At 63.8% G+C, this 19,400-nt stretch carries 18 protein-coding genes and 1 pseudogene; 12 read left to right on the forward strand and 7 right to left on the reverse strand.

Going from position 1 to position 19,400, the window contains the following annotated elements:
- Positions 1-49: 49 nt before the first annotated feature.
- The 4 genes from A5764_RS09320 to A5764_RS09330 are packed head-to-tail and all read left to right on the forward strand — an operon-like array spanning position 50 to position 4,588.
- Positions 50-1,072, forward strand: coding sequence for an alpha/beta fold hydrolase (locus A5764_RS09320; protein WP_197501262.1), 1,023 nt, complete (start codon positions 50-52; stop codon positions 1,070-1,072).
- Positions 1,069-1,257 carry an MmpS family transport accessory protein gene (locus tag A5764_RS27360; protein ID WP_082951609.1) on the forward strand — a complete coding sequence of 63 codons (189 nt, stop codon included), beginning with the start codon at positions 1,069-1,071 and terminating at the stop codon, positions 1,255-1,257. Before A5764_RS09320 ends, A5764_RS27360 begins: the two co-directional genes overlap by 4 nt.
- The gene (locus A5764_RS09325; protein ID WP_082951610.1) at positions 1,254-1,688 is read left to right on the forward strand and encodes an MmpS family transport accessory protein; all 435 of its coding nucleotides are present in this window, start codon (positions 1,254-1,256) and stop codon (positions 1,686-1,688) included. Before A5764_RS27360 ends, A5764_RS09325 begins: the two co-directional genes overlap by 4 nt.
- Positions 1,685-4,588: an RND family transporter gene (locus tag A5764_RS09330; RefSeq protein WP_067112036.1), complete on the forward strand. Its 2,904-nt coding sequence runs from the start codon at positions 1,685-1,687 to the stop codon at positions 4,586-4,588. Before A5764_RS09325 ends, A5764_RS09330 begins: the two co-directional genes overlap by 4 nt.
- 320 nt (positions 4,589-4,908) lie before the next feature.
- Here A5764_RS09330 and A5764_RS09335 read toward each other — a convergent pair whose 3' ends face one another.
- Positions 4,909-5,148, reverse strand: coding sequence for a phenolic acid decarboxylase (locus A5764_RS09335; RefSeq protein ID WP_369807294.1), 240 nt, complete (start codon positions 5,146-5,148; stop codon positions 4,909-4,911).
- A gap of 109 nt (positions 5,149-5,257) precedes the next feature.
- Between A5764_RS09335 and A5764_RS09340 the strand changes: the two genes are divergently transcribed.
- The 4 genes and pseudogenes from A5764_RS09340 (at position 5,258) to A5764_RS09355 (ending at position 8,250) form a co-directional block, all read left to right on the forward strand.
- The gene (locus tag A5764_RS09340; RefSeq protein ID WP_067112039.1) at positions 5,258-5,602 is read left to right on the forward strand and encodes a hypothetical protein; all 345 of its coding nucleotides are present in this window, start codon (positions 5,258-5,260) and stop codon (positions 5,600-5,602) included.
- Between the two features lie 433 nt (positions 5,603-6,035).
- Positions 6,036-7,148: pseudogene (locus A5764_RS09345) on the forward strand (N-acetylmuramoyl-L-alanine amidase); the annotation flags it as partial.
- Positions 7,149-7,310: 162 nt separating this feature from the next.
- On the forward strand, positions 7,311-7,508 hold the full coding sequence (locus tag A5764_RS09350) for a hypothetical protein (RefSeq protein ID WP_067112045.1): 198 nt from the start codon (positions 7,311-7,313) through the stop codon (positions 7,506-7,508).
- 1 nt (position 7,509) lies between these two features.
- Positions 7,510-8,250 carry an SDR family NAD(P)-dependent oxidoreductase gene (locus A5764_RS09355; protein WP_067112048.1) on the forward strand — a complete coding sequence of 247 codons (741 nt, stop codon included), beginning with the start codon at positions 7,510-7,512 and terminating at the stop codon, positions 8,248-8,250.
- Positions 8,251-8,261: 11 nt separating this feature from the next.
- Here A5764_RS09355 and A5764_RS09360 read toward each other — a convergent pair whose 3' ends face one another.
- On the reverse strand, positions 8,262-9,008 hold the full coding sequence (locus A5764_RS09360; protein WP_067112303.1) for an alpha/beta fold hydrolase: 747 nt from the start codon (positions 9,006-9,008) through the stop codon (positions 8,262-8,264).
- A gap of 227 nt (positions 9,009-9,235) precedes the next feature.
- Here A5764_RS09360 and A5764_RS28200 point away from each other — a divergent pair, with 227 nt between their 5' ends.
- Positions 9,236-9,451, forward strand: a complete 216-nt coding sequence (locus A5764_RS28200; protein ID WP_231989658.1) for a long chain fatty acid-CoA synthetase Faa4p — start codon at positions 9,236-9,238, stop codon at positions 9,449-9,451.
- 11 nt (positions 9,452-9,462) lie between these two features.
- On the opposite strand, the gene A5764_RS09365 is transcribed toward A5764_RS28200, so the two are convergent.
- The 4 genes from A5764_RS09365 to A5764_RS09380 all read right to left on the reverse strand — a co-directional run bounded on the left by A5764_RS09365 (position 9,463) and on the right by A5764_RS09380 (position 13,854).
- Positions 9,463-12,237, reverse strand: a complete 2,775-nt coding sequence (locus A5764_RS09365; protein ID WP_231989664.1) for an RND family transporter — start codon at positions 12,235-12,237, stop codon at positions 9,463-9,465.
- Positions 12,238-12,284: 47 nt separating this feature from the next.
- Positions 12,285-12,683, reverse strand: a complete 399-nt coding sequence (locus tag A5764_RS09370; protein ID WP_067112054.1) for an MmpS family transport accessory protein — start codon at positions 12,681-12,683, stop codon at positions 12,285-12,287.
- Positions 12,684-12,922: 239 nt separating this feature from the next.
- Positions 12,923-13,348, reverse strand: a complete 426-nt coding sequence (locus A5764_RS09375; protein ID WP_067112057.1) for a hypothetical protein — start codon at positions 13,346-13,348, stop codon at positions 12,923-12,925.
- Between the two features lie 32 nt (positions 13,349-13,380).
- The gene (locus A5764_RS09380; protein WP_067112060.1) at positions 13,381-13,854 is read right to left on the reverse strand and encodes a GtrA family protein; all 474 of its coding nucleotides are present in this window, start codon (positions 13,852-13,854) and stop codon (positions 13,381-13,383) included.
- A gap of 159 nt (positions 13,855-14,013) precedes the next feature.
- Between A5764_RS09380 and A5764_RS09385 the strand changes: the two genes are divergently transcribed.
- The 3 genes from A5764_RS09385 (at position 14,014) to A5764_RS09400 (ending at position 16,684) form a co-directional block, all read left to right on the forward strand.
- Positions 14,014-14,364, forward strand: coding sequence for a WhiB family transcriptional regulator (locus tag A5764_RS09385; RefSeq protein ID WP_067112063.1), 351 nt, complete (start codon positions 14,014-14,016; stop codon positions 14,362-14,364).
- Between the two features lie 579 nt (positions 14,365-14,943).
- Positions 14,944-15,420 (forward strand): hypothetical protein, encoded by a 477-nt coding sequence (locus tag A5764_RS09395; RefSeq protein ID WP_067112069.1) that lies wholly within the window; start codon positions 14,944-14,946, stop codon positions 15,418-15,420.
- Between the two features lie 454 nt (positions 15,421-15,874).
- Positions 15,875-16,684, forward strand: a complete 810-nt coding sequence (locus A5764_RS09400) for a helix-turn-helix domain-containing protein (protein WP_067112071.1) — start codon at positions 15,875-15,877, stop codon at positions 16,682-16,684.
- A gap of 237 nt (positions 16,685-16,921) precedes the next feature.
- Here A5764_RS09400 and A5764_RS09405 read toward each other — a convergent pair whose 3' ends face one another.
- A complete protein-coding gene (locus A5764_RS09405) occupies positions 16,922-19,357 on the reverse strand; it encodes a glycogen/starch/alpha-glucan phosphorylase (RefSeq protein WP_067112305.1) in 2,436 nt (811 codons plus the stop codon).
- Positions 19,358-19,400 lie beyond the last annotated feature (43 nt).

Genomic DNA, 19,400 nt, shown 5'->3' on the forward strand with positions numbered 1-19,400 from the left:
TGGCATAGTGCCACTAGCAAGTGACATCATGGTAAGGAGGAGGCCCCGCATGTCGACGCAGACCGATACCCGCGTGCCCCACCGTCAACCTGGGCCGTCGATCACGAGTGCCGGTCTGAGCGCCGAGCTCGCCGCAGTCCAGCCGGTCTACCGCCGACGCAGGGAGTTGTGCGTGATGACGCGCGACGGTGTGCGGTTGTCGGTGCGCGATGGTGGTGCGCGCCGTGCTGAGAGCACGGTCGTGTTCCTGCATGGGTTTTGCCTCACCGGTGACACGTGGACGCGCCAAATCGATTACCTGCTGCGCCGTTACGGTGATCGCATCCGGGTGATCAGCTACGACCACCGCGGTCATGGCAGGTCGGGTGGCGCGCCGATGACCACCTACCGGATCGAGCAGCTCGCCGCCGACTTGGCCGATGTGCTTGTCGGGCTTGATGTAGCCGGCCCACTCACTCTGGTCGGCCACTCGATGGGCGGGATGACGGCGTTGGCTTACCTCGGCCGGTCCGCAGCCGATCGCCCGGTCGACCCCGACGGATTGGTGCTGGTCGCGACGGCGGCCGGCCGGATCGCCGAGCGCGGTCTGGGCCGGCTGTTGGCAACACCGCGCATCGCGGCGCTGATCCGGCTGATCAACCGGACCCCCGATCAGGCACTGCGGGTGTTGAGCCGCCCGGTGTCTGCGACGCTGGGCCACTGGTACGCCCACGGCAGTCCCCAACCCGCAACCCTGACGGCGGTCATCGCCGCGGCGCTGGCAACCACCCCGGTGTCCACCGCGGTCGGATTCCTGGCCGCATTCAGCGGCTACGACCAGTACCGCTCCCTCGGCGAAATCGGCGCCCACACCGTCGTTATCAGTGGCGGCGCCGACCTATTGACGCCGCCAGCGCATTCCCACGATCTGGCCGCCTGGATTCCCGACGCCGTACACGTGCACGTTCCTGGCGCCGGACACATGCTGCCGCAGCAGGCGTCCCACGTCATCAGTGACGCCATCCAGACAGCGATGTTCGGTGTTGCAGGGCGACTCGGCCCGGTGAGCGAAAGGTATTCGAAGCGAGCATGATTCCCATTACTCATGTGCTCAAACGAGGGTGGATACCCTTGGTCCTGGTGGTCGTGCCAGCGGTTTGCGGGTTGGCCGTCGACCGGCTGCACGGGATCGTTGGCTCCGGGGATCCTGACTCGATGCGCCAAGATGGGCGGGACTTCCCGAACGCCAAATCGATTAGCGCTGGGCGGCCGCGATGACCGCGATAGTGGGGCTCGTGCGGCGGGTGTGGCTTCCGCTGCTCATCGTGGTGGCTATCGCGGCCGGTGGTGTCGCGGTGATGAAGTTGCGTGCGGTCTTTGGTTCCGATGCCATTTTGGTGGCGCCCAATAGTTCTGACAGTGCGGCGGACTTCAACCCCAAGGTCGTCACCTATGAGGTGTTCGGCTCTGCGACCACGGCGGTCATCAATTACCTCGACCTGGACGGCAAGCCGCAGCGGGCCCCGGACGCCGTGTTGCCGTGGTCGTTGACGCTGCACACCACCGCACCGGCGGCCACACCGAACATCCTTGCTCAGGGCGACGGTCAGGCCATCGCCTGCCGGATCACCGTTGACCGCGAGGTCAAGGATGAAAGATCTGCCACCGGTGTGAACGCCGAGACCTTCTGCTTGGTGAAGTCAGCATGAGCGCACCTGTGCATGACGCTGTCCAGACCGTTCCCATTCCGGTTGCCCGGCACGCGGCTCGGCCTTGGATACCGCGCATGCTCCGCGCGCTGGCGGTGCCGATCATCCTTGGTTGGATCGCCGTGGTCGCGATCCTCAATACCGTTGTGCCGCAATTGGAAGCGGTCGGCAAGATGCGCGCGGTGTCGATGAGTCCCAACGATGCGCCGTCGATGATCGCCACCAAGCGGGTAGGCAAGGTGTTCCGCGAGTACGACACGAGTAGCTCGGTGATGATCGTGCTCGAAGGCAACCAGCCGTTGGGTGCAGATGCCCACCAGTTTTATGACCGCGTGGTACACGACCTGCGGGCCGACACAAAGCATATCCAGCATGTGCAGGACTTCTGGAGCGATTCGCTGACCGCAGCCGCGGCACAAAGCGTCGACGGTAAGGCCGCCTACGTCCAGGTCTATATCGCAGGCGATCAAGGAGAGACGCTGGCTAACGAGTCGGTGGAGGCGGTGCGCCATGTCATTGCCAGCGTGCCGGCGCCCGCCGGGCTCACAGCCTATGTAACCGGGCCCGCGGCAACCAGTGCGGACCAAAATGCGACCGGCGACACGAGCATGCAGGTCATTGAGCTGCTCACCTTCGCCGTCATCATCGTGATGCTATTGCTGGTCTACCGATCGGCGCTCACGGTGTGCATTGTGCTGGTGATGGTGGTGCTCGAGCTTTTCGGCGCCCGCGGACTGGTGGCATTCCTGGGCTACCACAACGTTTTTGGCCTTACGACGTTCGCAACGAATTTGGTGGTGACGCTGGCGATCGCCGCGGCCACCGACTATGCCATCTTCCTGATCGGCCGATACCAAGAGGCGCGCCGGTTGGGCCAAGACCGGGAAGCCGCCTACTACACCATGTTCCACGGCACCGCCCACGTCGTGCTGGCGTCGGGACTGACCATCGCCGGGGCATCGCTTTGCTTGCGCTTTACCCGGCTGCCCTACTTCCAGACCATGGGAATTCCCTTGGCGGTCGGCATGGTGATCGTGGTTGCTGCGGCCTTGACGCTCGGTCCGGCGCTGATCGCGGTCGCCAGCCGCTTTGGCCGAGTGCTTGACCCCAAACGGATGACCCAGCCGCGCGGATGGGGCCGCATCGGCGCCGCCACCGTGCGCTGGCCCGGCGCGATCCTGGTCTGCGCGATCCTGGTGGCCCTGGTCGGCATGTTGACCCTGCCCGGCTACCACACCACCTACAACGACCGCATCTATCTACCCGCCGACGTCGCGGCGAACGTCGGCTACGCCGCGGCCGATCGGCATTTCTCCCAAGCGAAAATGAATCCCGATCTGTTGATGGTCGAAGCCGATCACGACCTGCGCGACCCCGCCGATTTCCTGGTAATCGACAAAATCGCCAAAGCCCTTGTCCACGTGCATGGCATCGCCCAAGTGCAGACCATTACCCGGCCAGAGGGACATCCGATCCAACACACCTCGATCCCCTACAACATCAGTCAGAACAGCACCGGCCAGGTGATGAACAACGACTACCAGCAGACCATCTTGAAAAACACGCTGCAACAGGCTGACGACATGCAGGTCACCATCGACTCGATGGAAAAGATGCAGAACGTCACCCAGCAGCTGGCGCAGGTCACTCACAGCATGGCCGCCAAGATGAGCAAAACCAGCACCGATGTGCAGGAGTTGCGCGATCACATCGCCGATTTCGACGACTTCTTCCGACCGATCCGCAGCTACTTCTATTGGGAGAAGCACTGCTTCGATATCCCGGTGTGCTGGGCGTTGCGTTCGGTGTTCGACGCCCTAGACGGCATCTCCACCATGAGTGATGACCTCAGCGATCTGGTGCCAGACCTCGATCGCATGGCCGCGCTGATGCCGCAGATGGTCGCCCTGATGCCACCGATGATCGAATCGATGAAAAACCAAAAACAAATGATGCTCAACCAGTATCAGGCCCAAAAAGCACAGCAAGACCAAACCATGGCCCTGCAGGACAACGCCACGGCGATGGGCCAAGCGTTCGACGAGGCCAAAAACGACGACTCGTTCTACCTGCCCCCGGAAGCCTTCAACAACGCCGATTTCAAACGCGGCATCAAGTTGTTCCTGTCTCCGGACGGCCATGCCGTGCGGCTCACCATCTTTCACCAAGGCGACCCGTTAACCGAGGAAGGCACATCACGCACCGAGCCGCTCAAAATCGCGGCCACAGACGCCATCAAAGGAACACCGCTCGAGGGATCGACCATCTACCTTGGTGGCAGCGCGGCCATGTACACCGACATGCAGCAAGGCGCTAACTACGACCTATTGATCGTCGCGGTCGCCGCGCTCATCTTGATCTTCATCATCATGGTGGTGTTGACCCGGGCGGTAGCGGCCGCGGCGGTCATCGTGGGAACGGTGGTGCTCAGCCTGTCGGCCTCCTTTGGGCTCTCAGTGCTGCTCTGGCAACACATCATCGGGATCCCGCTGCACTGGATGGTGCTGCCCATGTCGGTCATCATCTTGTTGGCGGTCGGATCGGACTACAACTTGCTGCTGGTATCGCGGATGAAAGAGGAGATCCACGCCGGGCTGAACACCGGCACCATCCGCGCCATGGTCGGCACCGGCTCCGTGGTCACCTCCGCCGGACTGGTGTTCGCCTTCACCATGATGTCCATGGCGGTCAGCAAACTGATCGTGATCGGCCAGGTCGGAACCACAATCGGCTTAGGCCTGCTGTTCGACACCCTGGTGGTGCGCTCGCTGATGACACCGTCTCTGGCGGCCCTGCTGGGCCGCTGGTTCTGGTGGCCAAACCGCGTACGGCCCCGACCCCTTCCCCAACCATGGCCACAACCGTCGCACCAGCAATCCGCCGAGATGCAACCGGCATGAGCGTCTCCGCGCCACGCTCGCGCTCCCACGACTGGCCCTCCGCGTCGCCAAAATCTCAGACCCGCAGGGATTGGCGGTATCAAATGCCTTGACCACCAACGCAATCCTGGCGGGATTCTACCAGGGGCCGAGGCGCTCATAGTGCAGTCGGCGCAGCTTTTCACCTCCGAGCAAGCCTGCGAGGGCATGCTCGCCTTCCTGCAGAAACACCCCCGAGCTGGGCCACCCAGGATCAGTGATGCCCTGATCGCTTTGCCTATACCGGTTCGGTGAGGCCATGCCCGGAAACGGCGTCCAAATTGCTTCGCGGACACGCCCTCCTAGTTGGTGCCGTCTGCGTAGCCTGCGGGAAGTAATCGGGCGCATCGGAAATGACGCTGTTCGTCTGTGCCGACGTATTCCATAAAGCTGATGTGCGCGAACTCCGGGACGACGGCGATGGGATAGGTCGGCCCCTCGTCGCGGTAGGCCCGCATGAGGTCGAGGTGATCGTTTTGGAAGAGAACCGTTTTGGAGCCGCCCTCCTCGATCCAGCGCGGGAAGAAGATCGTGCCGTGCAACCGCGAGCAATTCCTTGCGACCAGGAGCCGTCCCACTGGCATGAACAGAAAGACGCCATCTTTGCAGGTAGAACCACTAACGCGGGCGGGCCGCTGGTAGGGTCAGTTCGTGGGCGGCGAGTTTATCGAGATCCGGATAACCCAGCCCCGGGAATTTATCGAACCGGTGCCCGAGGCCGTGCGCCCGCGGCTGCTGGACTGGCACGTTGATGCCAAGGGCCGGCATGTCGCCTGGCGCTACCGGATCACCCGCTACGAACAGGACGGCCAACCGAGGTGGTGGCTGGACGGGACCGGCCAGCACCCGTGGACCAGCGACGACGTCGAGTACCTGAAGGACGTGGCCGAGCACCACGCCAGTCGACTGTTGCGCAGACAGCGATGGCGGCCCAAGAGCATGTACAACGGCCAGGAGCCGCCGCTGTGGATGGGTGGTCGAGGGTGGCCCTCATGAGAACTGCACAACTTGCGTTGTCACAAGCGCCCGACAGGCGGAATCGCCGCCGAACCCCTAACGCCCAAAGAAGTTGTGGCGGCCGTCCAAAAGCTGCACAGCGACCGCGATAGTACTCATCCCAATTCGTCGATGACACGGGCGAATACGTTGAGGCGCGGGGTATCGCGATCGGCGACGGCGTGAAATACCGGTTTGGTCCCGCGGTTGGGGCCTCCAGGGATCGTGTCAGCGGCTTCGTAATTCGAAATGGGCACGAGATTCAATCGTTTCGGTAACGGCGCGGCGAATCTTTGTTCGACCTGACGCGGGTTACCGTGTCGCCGTGCAACATCGCTGCAGCTGTGGGTCGCCACCGCGGGCTTCCCGGCGTAATGTGCTGAAATGCGCTGCAGCCGCGCCGGTTGTTCTCGGCTTGGCGATGGCCACGGACGTGCTCGTATCCACGGCGCGCGCACCCGCGGACCCCTACTTGTCGGTAGCGGCGATGGCGCCGGGCCAGCCGATCAACATCATCAGCCGCGCCGGGTGGGGCGCCGATGAGTCGATACGGCGCGGAGGACCGCTCTGCGGCAACGGAATTCGGGCTGGGATCGTGCACCACTCCGCGACCGGCAACGACTACGCACCGACAGACTCGGCGGCCATCGTGCGCTCGATCTACGTGTACCACGCGTTGACTGAAGGCTGGGGCGACATCGGCTACAACGCGCTGGTTGACAAGTACGGCCAGGTCTTCGAGGGCCGGTTCGGGGGCATCACCAAACCGGTCCAGGGCGTCCACACCGGCGGATTCAATACCGACACCTGGGCGGTGTGCATGATCGGCGACTTCAGCCAGGCGCCCCCGACGCCCGAGCAGTTGCGAGCGGTCGGCCAGTTGCTGGGATGGCGGCTCGCGTTGGACACGGTGGATCCCAAGGGCACCGTCGCGCTCACTTCCGCCGGCGGCCCCAACACGCGCTTCCCGCGAGGTGCCACCCCGACCTTACCGAGCATCTTCGCCCATCGTGACGTCGGCGAAACCGTCTGCCCGGGCAACGCCGGGTACGCGTTTATGGAGCGGATCCGCGACATCGCCGCCCGGTTCAAGCAACCGCCCAACACACAGGATTTGGCGGAGTCGCTACGGGGCGGAGCGATCCGCGACCGTTGGCAGGCGATGGGCGGCATGTCAGGCAAGCTCGGCGCACCCACGTCACCTGAAGCGCCCAGTGGTGATTCGACCCGCTATGTCATCTTCGCCAATGGCGCGATCTATTGGTCACCGGCCACCGGCGCTCAGCCGCTCACCGGCAGGATCTACGAGGCCTGGGCCACGCTGGGCTACGACCGCGGCCCGCTGGGCCTGCCGACGAGCGCCGAGATTGATGAGCCGGCGTGGATCGTGCAGAATTTCCAGCACGGCACCCTGAACTTCGACCGTCAAACCTCAACCGTCATGGCTGTGATGGACGGGGTAGCCAGTGTGGTACCACCACCGCCCGTGGGCGGACCGCCTGTGCAGCTTGAACGGTTCTCAGCAGCACGCAATCCGGTCGTCTAGTCGCCATGAGTTGATCGATGCGGGCTGCCACGTTCGCGGTGGCACCGATGAGGGTGTGAAGGCGCCGCGGTTCAAGCCTCCCTTAGTTATTGGCCTCGTTATTAGCCAAGGTGTATCTCGCGCGTGACCTGGCTGCGACGGTGACCAAGCACGCTCATCATCGTGACGGTGCTCGCGGCCATCGCCGCTCTCGCGATGGCGACGTGTGTCGGCTACTACTTCGGCCGGCGCGAGCGCCCGACGCGGCCAAGCTGGAAGAAGCGGACCAGTCGAATCGCGCTGGGCAGGCTGGCGTTCAGTCTGGTCGTGGCCCTGACCGCACGCCGCATTCGGCACAGCGCCGCGCGGATGTGGGCCTGAGATGTCGGCACTGCAGGGCAAGGTCGCGCTGGTGACCGGCGCGTCGTCGGGACTGGGCGCCGAGACGGCCCGGCTGCTAACCCGGCAGGGCGCAACGGTTTTCGGCATCGCCCGCGATACCGGGCGCCTGGCCGAAGTGTTCGCCGACGTGGAACACGGCGCATACGCATCGGTGGACATCGGTTCGGCGCAGGCCTGCCGGGACGCGGTCGACCAGTGCGTCCAAAAGTTCGGCGGACTAGACGTTCTCGTCAACATCGCCGGGCAACACCAGATGCGCCGCACCGAATCGATGACCGACGAGGACTGGGCACAGGACCTTGCGGTCAACCTCAACGGGCCGTTCTTCCTGTGCCGGGCCGCACTGCCCCATCTGCTGCGGCGGGGCGGCAACATCGTCAATGTCAGCTCCATCGCCGGCGTCGAAGGCCAGGCCTACTCGGCCGGCTACTGCGCCGCCAAGCATGGGCTGATCGGTCTGACTCGTGCGCTGGCGGTGGAGTACACCGCGGATCGATTGCGCGTCAACGCAATATGCCCGGGCGGCATGCTCACACCGCAACTCGAACAATTCACTGCGCCGGATAACCCGAACTACGACCTGATCATGCGCACCGCCTCGCCGCGCGGCTTGATGCAGCCCTTGGACGTTGCGAACGTGATCGCCTTCCTGGCCAGCGACGCCGCGGCCGCCGTCCACGGAGCCGTCTATCGGGTCGACAATGGCAAGGGCGCGGGCTAACACGCGCTAGCTCAAGCGAGCGTTTCCCAGAACCGGGTCAGGGCCGCCGCGCCCCGGGCCGGGTCCTGCATCATCCACCAATGCCCGAGACCCTCGAGCACTGCCGTTTGCGCCCCGGCCCGTTGCGCCGCGCGACGGCGCATCGCCTCCGAGCCGACGTAGGTGTCCTCAGTGGCCAGAATTGACAGACCGGGCCGAGCCGCCGCGTTGCCCAGGGCGCGCCCGGCTTCGGCCATCGCCGGTTGGCGCGCGGAACGGTAGAGCAGCAGGATCGCCCGACCCATCTCGGGGCCTTGCGCCGCGGCGAGCGAGGTTGCGATATCGGCTGGCATCCCGGCGGCAACCCACATGGCGGCGCGGTCTTCGACCGTTCCACCCAGGAAGGTGTCGACGTGCTGCTCGCCGTCGTCGGGTGTCTGCCACACCTGCGCCAGGTCGTGCCAGACGTAGTCGGGGTCGAAACATCCGAGGATGTCGCTGACCCAGCTGCGTACCAGCTCGGGCCGATGCGTCACCACGTTCATCACGTGGCCGCCGCCCCAGTCGTGGCCGACGAGGTCGACCGGCTCGCCGATGTCCTCGAGCTCGCCCTCAAGCCAGTCGCGGTAGGCGAGGTAGGTGGCCGGGAAGTCGCCCGGCAGCGGCGCGCCGAAGCCGGGCGGGGAGAGCCGCACCACGTCGTCGCGCCCCAGCGCGTCGACCAGCGGGCCCCAGATTGCGTCGGTCTCCGGATTGCCGTGCACGAAAACGACAGTCACGGTGCCCTCCTTCTGTGAGCGGGTCACTTCGCCGCAGGTCGACTCTGCCAGCAACCAACGGCCGCTGCATGAGTTTCCGGCATCGGCAGATTAGGTTTTCGGCGCGAATGGGATTACTCTTGCCCGCGGCCCGTGTCTGACTCAGGAAAGCAGCCATGTCCCTTCAGCCCACTCTGCGGCGCCCAAACGCGTTGCGCCGCAACCGTACGCGACGTATCACTCATCGCGTGAAGTGCCCAACGCTCGGGCAGTGCTTCGACATCGAAGCCGCTCGCCATCCGGACGGGTGGATGATCCGGATTCCCGAGATCGGCGGGTTCCTCCGCGTTGGCAGTCGGGCGGCGGTGGAGCCGGCCGCGCGCAGGTATATCGCGGCCCGCACCGGCATCCCGATCGGTTATGTCACTGTCTTCGTTGCAAGCGAGACCGCCTGCACCTCTTGATCGGACAGGCCTTACGCCGGCCGTAGCGGCCGGGAACGCACCAGCGTCGGCCACCAGAACCAGGGTCCAAGTATTCGAAGGATGCACGGCACCACAAACGAACGCACGATCAGCGTGTCGAGCAGCAGGCCGATGCATACGGTCGAACCCACCTGACCGATCGTCCTCAGTTCGCTGGTCAGCATCGCCAGCATGGTGAACGCGAACACCAGACCCGCTGACGTCACAACGCCACCGGTGCTGCCGAGCGCCCGGATGAGACCGGTGTGGATCCCGGCGTGCAGCTCCTCCTTGACTCGGATGATCAACAGCAGGTTGTAGTCCGAACCCACCGCCACCAAGATGATGAACGTCAGCGGCAATATCAGCCAGTGCAGGGGCAGGCCGATGAGGTGCTGCCAGACGAGTATGGAGAGCCCGAACGCACCGGCGTACGAGAAAGCTACGGTGCCGGGGATCACCAGGGCGGCCATCAGGCTTCGCGTCAGAAACAACATGATCAAGAAGATCAGCACGAAGGCGGCGATCGCCACGATAAGCAGATCGGACGCGGCGTATTCCTTGATGTCCTTGTTGGTTGCTCCCGACCCGCCGATATAAACCCTCGCGCCGGCCAACGACGTCTCTTTCAAGATCGTGGTTATCGCCCCCGGGAACTTTTCGACATGCTCCACGCCTTCCGGGCCATTGGCGTCGCCCTCGTGGGTGACGATGATGCGAGCGGCCTTGCCGTCCGGCGACATCAGGAGCTGCATGCCGGTCTTGACGTCGTCGTTGTCGAATCCTTCTCGGGGGATGTAGAAGAAGTCATCGCTGCGGGACTGGTCGAAGTCGAGCCCCACATTGACCTGGTCGTTGAATGTCTGGTCGGTCTGTGTGGATTGCAGAGACGACTGGCCGTAGCTGCTGACCAAAAGAGCGGCCAAGGCGTCCTGGTCGTCGGCCGTGAGCTTCAGCTGGGTTATTACTTGGGGCAAGATCTTGTCTATGGCCTCAAGGGAGGTTTTGGCGTCCGTGATGTCGTCGGCCAACTTGTCGATGTTGTCGAGCGCATCGAAGAGCGATCTGAATGTCCAGCAAATGGGGATGTCGAAACAGTGCCTCTCCCAATAGAAATAGCTCTTGATCGGCCGGAAGAAGTCGTCGACGTTCGAGATTTCCTGATTCATCTCAGCGGTGATTCTTTGCAGATCCTCGACCGTGAGAACGGTCTTGTGCAACTCATCCGACATGTTTTGGAAATAGACGATTTCTTTCCGCAAGACCTCGACGGAGTGCGTCGTGATCTGTGCCTGTTGGTCCGTATTCGCGTTTTGCTGCCTGTTAAAAGGGAGCTGTTGACCGCTACCACTGCCTTGCGTGGTGAACAAATAGGGAATGGTGGCGTGCTCCAATGGTCGGCCCAGGGGCCTGGTGATGCTTTGCACCATCGCGACGCCGGGAAGACGAATGAGGGCCCTGGCCGCCCGATCCAATGAGATGAAGTCGGCCGAATTTCGCATGTCGTGATCCGTTTCGATCATCAGCATCTCGGAGAACAGCTTGCTCTTCGGGAAGTGCCGATCCGCCGCCGCGAAACCCAGATTGGCGGGGGCGTTGTGCGGCTGGTATTGACGGTCGTCGTAATTCTGCCGGTACGTCGGCACGAAGACAGCCCCGAACACGACGGCGGCGGCACTGGCCACCAGGATTGGCACCGGCCACCGGACCACGCTTGTCCCGATCCGCCGATACAGATGCGCCTTGGCCTTCCCCCTGGGGTCGAATAGCCCGAAAAGGCTGCCCACGGTCAAGAATGCCGGGCCGAGCGTCAGCGCCGCGGCGATGGTAAACAGCATGGCGATGGCGACGGCCGGCCCCATGGTGTGGAAGTAGTTGAGCCTCGCGAACGTCAGGCAGTAACACGCCCCCGCGATCGTCAGCCCCGAGCCAAGGATGACCGGCGTGACGCTCTTGTAGGCGATGTAGAACGCCTCCTCCCTGCTCTCGCCGGCCTGTCTCGCCTCGTGATAGCGGCCCATCAAGAAGATGCCGTAATCCGTCCCCGCTCCCAGGGTCAGTGCGACGACGATGTTCACGGCGAATGAGGAGAGCTCGATGTACCCCAAATGCCCGAGGGTTGCGATGACGCCCTTCGCGACCAGCATCTCGAACAGAACCCCGGCCAAGGGCACAAATAGGGTGACGATGGAGCGGTACACGAGCAGCAACATCACGAAGATGAGGACGATCGTCACGATCGTGATGTTGTTCAGGCTTGAATTCGCAATAGCCACCGTGTCCGAGGCGAGCGGAGCCGCGCCGCTGACATAGACTCGGAGCCCGGGCGGTGGCGTGTCCTTCGCGACGATATCTCGAACGGCAGCAACGGACTCGTTCGCTTGCATTTGGCCGATATCGCCCGCGAGACGCAAGAGCACGTACGCGGCCTTGCCGTCAAGGCTCTGCGCCCCCGCCGCGGTGATCGGCTTGCCCCACAGATCCATGACGTATTGCACATGCTGAGGGTCGAGCTTGAGCCGGCGCACCAAATCGTCGTAATACCTATGGTCCACATCGCCCAACGGCCGGTCGGCTTCCAACACGAGCATGGCCAAGCTGGTGGAATTGGACTCGTGAAACTTCGCACCGATGGCCAGCAACGCCCGCTGCGACGGCGCGTAGTGCGGGACCACCGGCCCCGCGAGTTCTTCGGCGACCCTCTCCACCTGCGGCATGAAGGTGTTCGTCGACACGGCGAGAAGGGCCCAGAAGGCGATGATCGGTATCGCGAGGACGCGGACCATCCTCGGCACGAAGGGCCGTTTCACGCGATGCCCAGCCGGACGCTCGCTCATGCGGATTTCACTATGCAGAAGACATGCGCATCCTGATGGGCGTCGGATTGTTCAGCGCGGACAACGCCGTTCACCAGCAGGCGGCAGCCGACTTGACCACCATGGACCTGCGCCGAGATGCTGCCGGACACCACGGTGAGCGTGGTCGTCTCCGTGTGCGACCACGGCAGGGTCGTGAGATCAACCTGATGCGGATGCCCGTCGATGTCGACGTAGACCAGCATCCCGCCTTGCCCGACGGAGCCTGATAGCTCAAACGTGAGTCGTTTGACATTGAACTCCGGGGGTGCAGCCGGGCCATTGACGGTGATGACGGGCGGTGGAGCGGAAAACTGGTGCACCTTCCACATGAGCACCGCACCGACAGCGAGCGCCACGACGGCAACCAGCGGCATCCATACCCGCGCCAAGACGGTCCTGCCCACCGAACGAGGGCTCACTCGATGACCTTTCCGAATCCGGTCCGCATCTCCTCGTTCCCGCCCCCGATCTCTCCACTGGCCCATGCAGATAGTAGACGGTCATGTGCCTAACGGACTTGCGATCTGCAAAGATTAGCGGCACCGCGGCCGGAACGCGACCGCGAGGGCTGCGGGCAGCCTGCCGGTGATCGCACTGGCCGCCGTGAGTCGGTTCAGGACATCTTCCGCAGACGCCGTTTGAGCCTTGCGCTGCGCAGAATCTGAGTCGTGAAGTTCACGGAGGCCAACATGGGGAACACACCAAGAAATGTCCGCTCGGAGGGCGTCGCCCCGTGCAAGTGGTAAAGGCTTCCGAACACATAAAAACAGCCCACCATGAATAACGCCCCGGGAATGCAGAGCGTCATCAAGGAACTGCGATCGGCAAGGAGCTGCTTCGCGTAATCCAACTCTTCCTGCGACATCGGTTGCCGTTTGCGCACTTTGACTACAACCGCTTTGGCGCTCCCGACTTCTTCGCCTATCGGCAGGGGCGCTCGATCCCCAAGCCGCTTGACGTATACGGCGGCAAAGGACACAAATATCAGGGCCAGCGCGAAGGCGGTCATGGTCAGAAGGGCAAATAGGCTCGCGGTCATTCCCAGAACGTATCGGCGCGCGTTGCCGAAGGTCAACGGCGGAAGACCAGCCATCTCATCGCGCAGTACATGTACACCGCTTCGCAACAACCCGCCGCCAGGCGCGCGAGCTGGTACTGCACCCCAACGGCCGCCAACAGGCTGGACAGGCCGAGGATGAAGACCAGGTAGTTGACGATGACCACCACCACATACACGGCAAGCTGTGGACCGACCGGCGCGTGCGACCGAAAGTTGAAGGTGCGGTTCAGCGCGTAGCTAAGGGCAAAGGCGGTGGCGTAAGCGATCGTGACGGCGATCGGCACCGGAACGGCCAGGCCGCTGTGCAGGCCGGTCAAGATTGCCAGATCGACGCCGAAGGTGAGGCCGTTGATCAGGCAGAAGCCGAGAAATGTTGGTGCAACGAACGATTTGAGCCCGAACGGAAGCCGCCCGACGACGGCCTCACACCACTCGTGGAATCGGTCGACCACGCGTGACTGGCCGACCCGCGATGGGGCTTGCACACGCGTACCGTGTCACGACCAGGTATCTACCGTGTTATCAACACGCCAAATCCCCGCGCCAGAGGCGTTGTCGCGTTTCAGTTTTGCGCATCTGGGTAATTCGCAGCAGCGGTCCGCAGATGCGGTCGCAAGTCGGTGGCCGGAGCAAAGGACCAGGTCATGTCACGTTTAGTGCCCGCTGTTAACCGAACGGACACTACGCAGTCGGACGACGTTGTCCGCGGCGCCAACTCGAGGGAGACGAGCGGCTGGGCGTCTGAGGCGCTATGCCAAACTCTTGATCCTGACGAGCTTTTCGTAAGCGGGGCCGACCAGCGCAGGGCGGCGGCGATCTGCCGCCGGTGCCCCGTCATGTACCAGTGCGGGGTAGAAGCGCTGGAAAACAAGGTCGAGTTCGGTGTCTGGGGCGGGATGACCGAGCGCCAGCGTCGGGCCATTCTCAAAAGGCATCCCGAGGTCGTGTCTTGGTCGGCATTCCTTGACAGACACAAGGCTCGCAACGTCAGCTGATGGGGGGCGGCAGAGGGCTGTGTCACCGGGCGAGTGGCTTAAGGTGGCGCAGCCCTTAGTCGCGTCCGGGGCCGAGGAGGGACATCCGCGGTCCGTCGGCAGAGGTAAAGCCGCTCGAGCCGATCCACGAGAAGTTGTGCTTCGTGGATGTCCTGGCGCAGTTCGGCCGCTTCCGTCCGCATCGCGCATGCCCGGGCGCTCCTGCCAGCGGCCTGCAAGCGTTCGAGGGACGCCAGTTGGCCGGTCATTTTTCGCAGCTCAATGCGCAAGGCGCGCACAAACTCCACGGCCTGGGCGACCTGCCATCCCTCCATCGAGTGATCTTCCCTCACTGCAGGTGGTTACCCGGTAGCTTTCGCAGATAAAAGCATCGGGGCCGCAGCGGCCGTGACGCGAATTTCGTTGACGCACCTGTAAATTTGAGCGCCTGTTTCAGGCGTCGATCAACCATGGGTGTCCCTGTCGGTCCCGGTATTGACGGGGTTTGGCTGCCAATCGTTTCGCTGGAATGGGAACCCCGTGAGACGCGCTCATGATGGCGACATCGTAGAAACCCGTTGTACGCGAGAGGAAGAACTCATGTCCGTCATCCACTTTCACGCCGTAACCACGTCGACGCCCGAGCAATTCATCGCCGGGCTCACTGACTTCGGGCCGGGCCGGTCCAAGGTCTTCAAAAACAGCGCCGACGCGTATCTGATGGTGCACGACCGGGGTTTGAATCAGGCCGACGTCACTGAAGGCTCGGGCGGCATCTGGGAAACGCTGCACTACGACTGGTCCGATCCCGGCCGCGTCAAGCTCACCGCGACCGACTCCAACACGTTCGGCGGCGCGTCCGGGTACACCTACACCCTGACCCGCCGGCCCGACGGAGCGACCGACGTCGACGTCGTCATCGTTCGCGAGGGCAAGAACCTCAAGGGACGGGTGCTGTCGGCCGTGCTTGGAACCGTCGGGAAGCGTTTCTTGGGCAAGGCGTTCACCAAGAGCGTCAAGGCCATTGAAGCCCGCGGCGCGGCGGACGCTGCCGGGCGGTCTGCGGCGGCGTCCTGATCGCATCGCGATGTCGAGGCGCAGCCAACTCTCATCGGTCCTACCGACCACGGAAAACTGAATATCAGTGAAAACCGTTGTTGGAAAGAAGGTTCCGGTGACAGTCGATTGAAACCGCAACCGCATTCCACCGCCGCGTCGGATGAATCTGGGGGGATTGTCGAAGCTGCCAGGAGCCTTCTGCCCCGCGATGACCCTCGCCGGTTGAGGATCTGGGCGGTGTCGAGCGCGGCGAGCCACTCGTCGATCCCCGTGACGCCACCGGATTCCGTCAGGTACAGATGCACGCCGTTGTAGACGACGTCACCGGCGACGAGCAGACCCATGTCGGGATGTGCAGCATCGTGGTGGACCTTCTTTTGTTTGGTCATTGCATCAACCATGAAGCCGCCGGTTAATGATCGGAAGGCTCCCTTGACCCTGGGACTGGCCGGGCCATGGTTACGCTCGTCTGATGGCGGTAAAGGCCAACGCGCTGGGCGATTACCTTCGAGCCAGGCGTGAGCAGGTGCGGCCCGAGGACGTCGCGCTGATCGCTGGCAGCCGCCGGCGGGTCGCGGGGTTGCGTCGTGAAGAGCTGGCGCTGCTGGCCGGGATCAGTTCCGATTACTACCTGCGGCTCGAGCAGGGTCGCGACAAGAACCCGTCACCTCCGGTTCTCGATGCGCTCGCGCGGGCCCTGCGGCTCGACGTCAAGGCGACCGAGTACCTGCGCCAGCTGGCCAGCCCGACCGGCAACCGACGGGATTACTCGGGTGTAGAGGCCGCGGCGGACGACACCGAGGAGCTGATAGAGCAGTTCGCGATGCCGGCGATCGTGGCCAGCCGATGCCTGGATGTGTTGGCGGCCAACCGAATCGCTCGGGCGTTGTCGCCTGGTTTTACGCCCCGTCGAAACTTCCTGTCCTGGCGGTTATTAGACCCAGCGGCCCGCGAGCTCTATGTCGATTGGGACGAGGCGACCGACATCGCGGTGAGCGGATTACGCGAAGCGGCCGGCAGCGATCCGGATGACCCGCGCGTGCGATCGTTGATCGATGAATTGTCCGCCGCCAGCGAGCGATTCAGGGATCTGTGGGCGCGTGCCAATGTGGGATATCGGACCGGAGTTCTGCACATGCGCCACCCCGTGGTGGGTGATCTGTATCTGCACCGAAACCGCTTCAACATCCCGCACTCTGGTGGCCAGCACTTGCTGACTTACCGGGCCGAACCGGGAAGCGACTCGGCCAAAGCTCTGGACGCGCTGCGATCGCTCGGCTGAGACCCGGGGCTTTCGCCGGCGTCAACGTCACGTCAAGCGGACGTCGCTGATGTCGATGGACACCATGATTTCGTCGGGTACCAATCGGCCGTCGGCGTCGCAGCGGTAGGCCCGGCGCTTGGAGGGCAGTTTGATACCGTCGCCGAGATTGCCGTGAGGGCTGTGACTTGGGTATCTACCACAGCCATGGCGGCAATCTCGCTGCGCGCAAAGGCGCGGGAGTTGATCGCCAGGCAGTCAGATCGTCACGGTCAGCGGCCACACGTTCCAGATCTCGTCGCAATACTGGGCGATGGCGCGATCGGACGAGAACTTACCGCTGCGTGCGGTGTTCAGGATGGACATCCTCGTCCACGCATCCCGATCCTGCCACGCGGCGCTCACCCGGTCCTGGCACTCCACATAGGACGCGTAGTCGGCGCACACCAGGAAGGGGTCGTCGTAGCGGATGTTGTCCACCAGCGGCCGGAAGACCTCTGTGTCCCCGTGCGAGAACGTCCCGCCGGCAATGAGATCCAGGACGGTGCCCAACTCGTCGTTGCCGTCGATGTAGTCGGCGGGGCGGTATCCCTTCACCTTGAGCGCCTCGACCTCCTGCTCCGTCAGGCCGAACAGGAAGAAGTTTTCCGGCCCGACCTCGTCGCGCATCTCGACGTTCGCGCCGTCGAGGGTGCCGATGGTCAGGGCACCGTTGATCATGAACTTCATGTTCCCGGTGCCCGATGCCTCCTTGCCCGCGGTGGAGATCTGTTCGGACAAATCGGCGGCCGGGTAGATCATGTGCGCGTTCTGCACGTTGAAGTTCGGCACGAACGCCACCTTGAGGAACCGGTTCACGTCCGGATCGGCGTTGACGGTCTCACCGACGGCGTTGATCAGCTTGATGATCCGTTTCGCCATGAAATAGCCCGGGGCCGCCTTGCCGCCGAAGACGAATGCCCGCGGCGGAATTGACAGATCCGGGTTCTGCTTGAGCCGGTGGTACAGCGCGACGATGTGCAGCACGTTGAGGTGCTGCCGCTTGTACTCGTGGATGCGCTTGACCTGGACGTCGAACATCCAGTCCGGGCTCAACTCGACGCCCGCCACCGAACGTATGTACTTGGCCAGGCGCGCCTTGTTGTTGCGTTTGATGTCGCGCCACTGCTGGCGGAAGGAGGCATCGTCGACGAACGGCTCCAGCCCGCGCAGGCGGTCCAGGTCAGTCAGCCAGCCGTCACCGACGGTGCGGTCCAGCAGCTCCCGCAATCCGGGGTTGGCCAGCGCCAGGAAGCGCCGTGGCGTCACGCCGTTGGTCTTGTTGCTGAATCGCTCGGGCCACAACTCGTAGAAGTCTTTGAGCACACTGGCTTTCAGCAACTCCGAGTGCAGCGCGGCGACGCCGTTGATGGCGTGGCTGCCGACGGTCGCCAGGTGCGCCATCCGGATGTTCTTGCCGCCGTCCTCGCCGATCAGCGACATCCGGCGCAGCCGGTCCTCGTCGCCGGGGAAGCGGGCGCGTACCTCGTCGAGGAAGCGACGGTTGATCTCGTAGATGATCTCGAGGTGGCGGGGCAACGATTCGGAGAACATCTCCAGCGGCCAGGTCTCCAGCGCCTCGGGCAACAGGGTGTGGTTGGTGTACCCGAACGTTGCAACCGTGATGTCCCACGCCTCGTCCCAGTCCAGCTGCCTTTCGTCGACCAGCAGCCGCATCAGCTCGGCGACGCCGATCGAGGGATGAGTGTCGTTGAGCTGCAGGGCGAATCGCTGGGGAAGTTCCCGCACGCCCGCGTCGGCGAGGTCGTCCATGATGTGCAGCACGTGCTGCAGCGAGCAGGATACGAAGAAGTACTGCTGCAGCAGGCGTAGCCGCTTGCCGGCCTCCGGCTCGTCGTTGGGGTAGAGCACCTTGGTGACCGTCTCGGACGTGACCTCGTCCTCGACCGCCTTGTAGTAGTCGCCGGTGTTGAAGGCTTCCAACGCAAACGACTTGACGGCCCGCGCGCTCCACAGCGTCAGCACGTTGCAGGTGTTGACGCCGTAGCCTTGGATCGGCGTGTCATACGCAACGCCTTTGAGCAGCCGGCCGGGCACCCACTGGGCGCGGTCGTGGCCGGCCTCGTCGGTGTAGTGCTCGGCGTAGCCGCCCCACTTGACGAGGTAGTTGACGTCGGGTTTGGCTATCTCCCAAGGGTTTCCGTTGTCCAGCCAGTTGTCGGTCTGCTCGACCTGCCAGCCGTCGCGGATCTCCTGGTCGAAGATGCCGAATTCGTAGCGGATGCCGTAGCCGATCGCCGGACGCTCGAGGGTGGCCAGCGAGTCCAGGTAGCACGCGGCGAGCCGGCCGAGGCCGCCGTTGCCCAGCCCCGGTTCCTCCTCGCAGGCCAGCACCTCGTCGAGATCCTGGCCCATCGCGGCGAGGGCGGTCTTGGCCGCACGCTCCATTTGGAGGTTGAGCAGGTTGTTGCCCAGCTGCGGGCCCATCAGGAATTCGGCTGACAGGTAGCAGGTCACCTTGCGGCCGAGATCCAGCGATGTCTGCGTCGAGGCGACCCGGCGGTCCTGCATGCGGTCGCGTACCGCGAGCGCGAGCGCCCGGTAGTAGTGCTCGGGACGCAGGGCCGCGGCCGGGCGACCGATCGAGTAGCGCAGGTGATCGGTGATCGCGCGCTGCAGCGCCGTCGCGCCCATCCCGGTGCGGGAGTGCTCGACGAGGTCGGCTCGGGTGGGGCTG

Origin of the sequence: Mycobacterium sp. 852002-51057_SCH5723018 (assembly GCF_001667035.1) — a bacterium.
Taxonomy (GTDB): Bacteria; Actinomycetota; Actinomycetes; order Mycobacteriales; family Mycobacteriaceae; genus Mycobacterium.

Bases quoted from the DNA above. Each gene is read 5' to 3' on its own strand.
- A5764_RS09320 (WP_197501262.1), top strand. From the start codon at position 50: ATGTCGACGCAGACCGATACCCGCGTGCCCCACCGTCAACCTGGGCCG.
- A5764_RS27360 (WP_082951609.1), top strand. From the start codon at position 1,069: ATGATTCCCATTACTCATGTGCTCAAACGAGGGTGGATACCCTTGGTC.
- A5764_RS09325 (WP_082951610.1), top strand. From the start codon at position 1,254: ATGACCGCGATAGTGGGGCTCGTGCGGCGGGTGTGGCTTCCGCTGCTC.
- A5764_RS09330 (WP_067112036.1), top strand. From the start codon at position 1,685: ATGAGCGCACCTGTGCATGACGCTGTCCAGACCGTTCCCATTCCGGTT.
- A5764_RS09355 (WP_067112048.1), top strand. From the start codon at position 7,510: ATGTCGGCACTGCAGGGCAAGGTCGCGCTGGTGACCGGCGCGTCGTCG.
- A5764_RS09365 (WP_231989664.1), bottom strand. From the start codon at position 12,237: ATGGTCCGCGTCCTCGCGATACCGATCATCGCCTTCTGGGCCCTTCTC.
- A5764_RS09370 (WP_067112054.1), bottom strand. From the start codon at position 12,683: ATGCCGCTGGTTGCCGTCGTGGCGCTCGCTGTCGGTGCGGTGCTCATG.
- A5764_RS09375 (WP_067112057.1), bottom strand. From the start codon at position 13,348: ATGACCGCGAGCCTATTTGCCCTTCTGACCATGACCGCCTTCGCGCTG.
- A5764_RS09385 (WP_067112063.1), top strand. From the start codon at position 14,014: ATGTCACGTTTAGTGCCCGCTGTTAACCGAACGGACACTACGCAGTCG.
- A5764_RS09395 (WP_067112069.1), top strand. From the start codon at position 14,944: ATGTCCGTCATCCACTTTCACGCCGTAACCACGTCGACGCCCGAGCAA.
- A5764_RS09400 (WP_067112071.1), top strand. From the start codon at position 15,875: ATGGCGGTAAAGGCCAACGCGCTGGGCGATTACCTTCGAGCCAGGCGT.
- A5764_RS09405 (WP_067112305.1), bottom strand. From the start codon at position 19,357: ATGGGCGCGACGGCGCTGCAGCGCGCGATCACCGATCACCTGCGCTAC.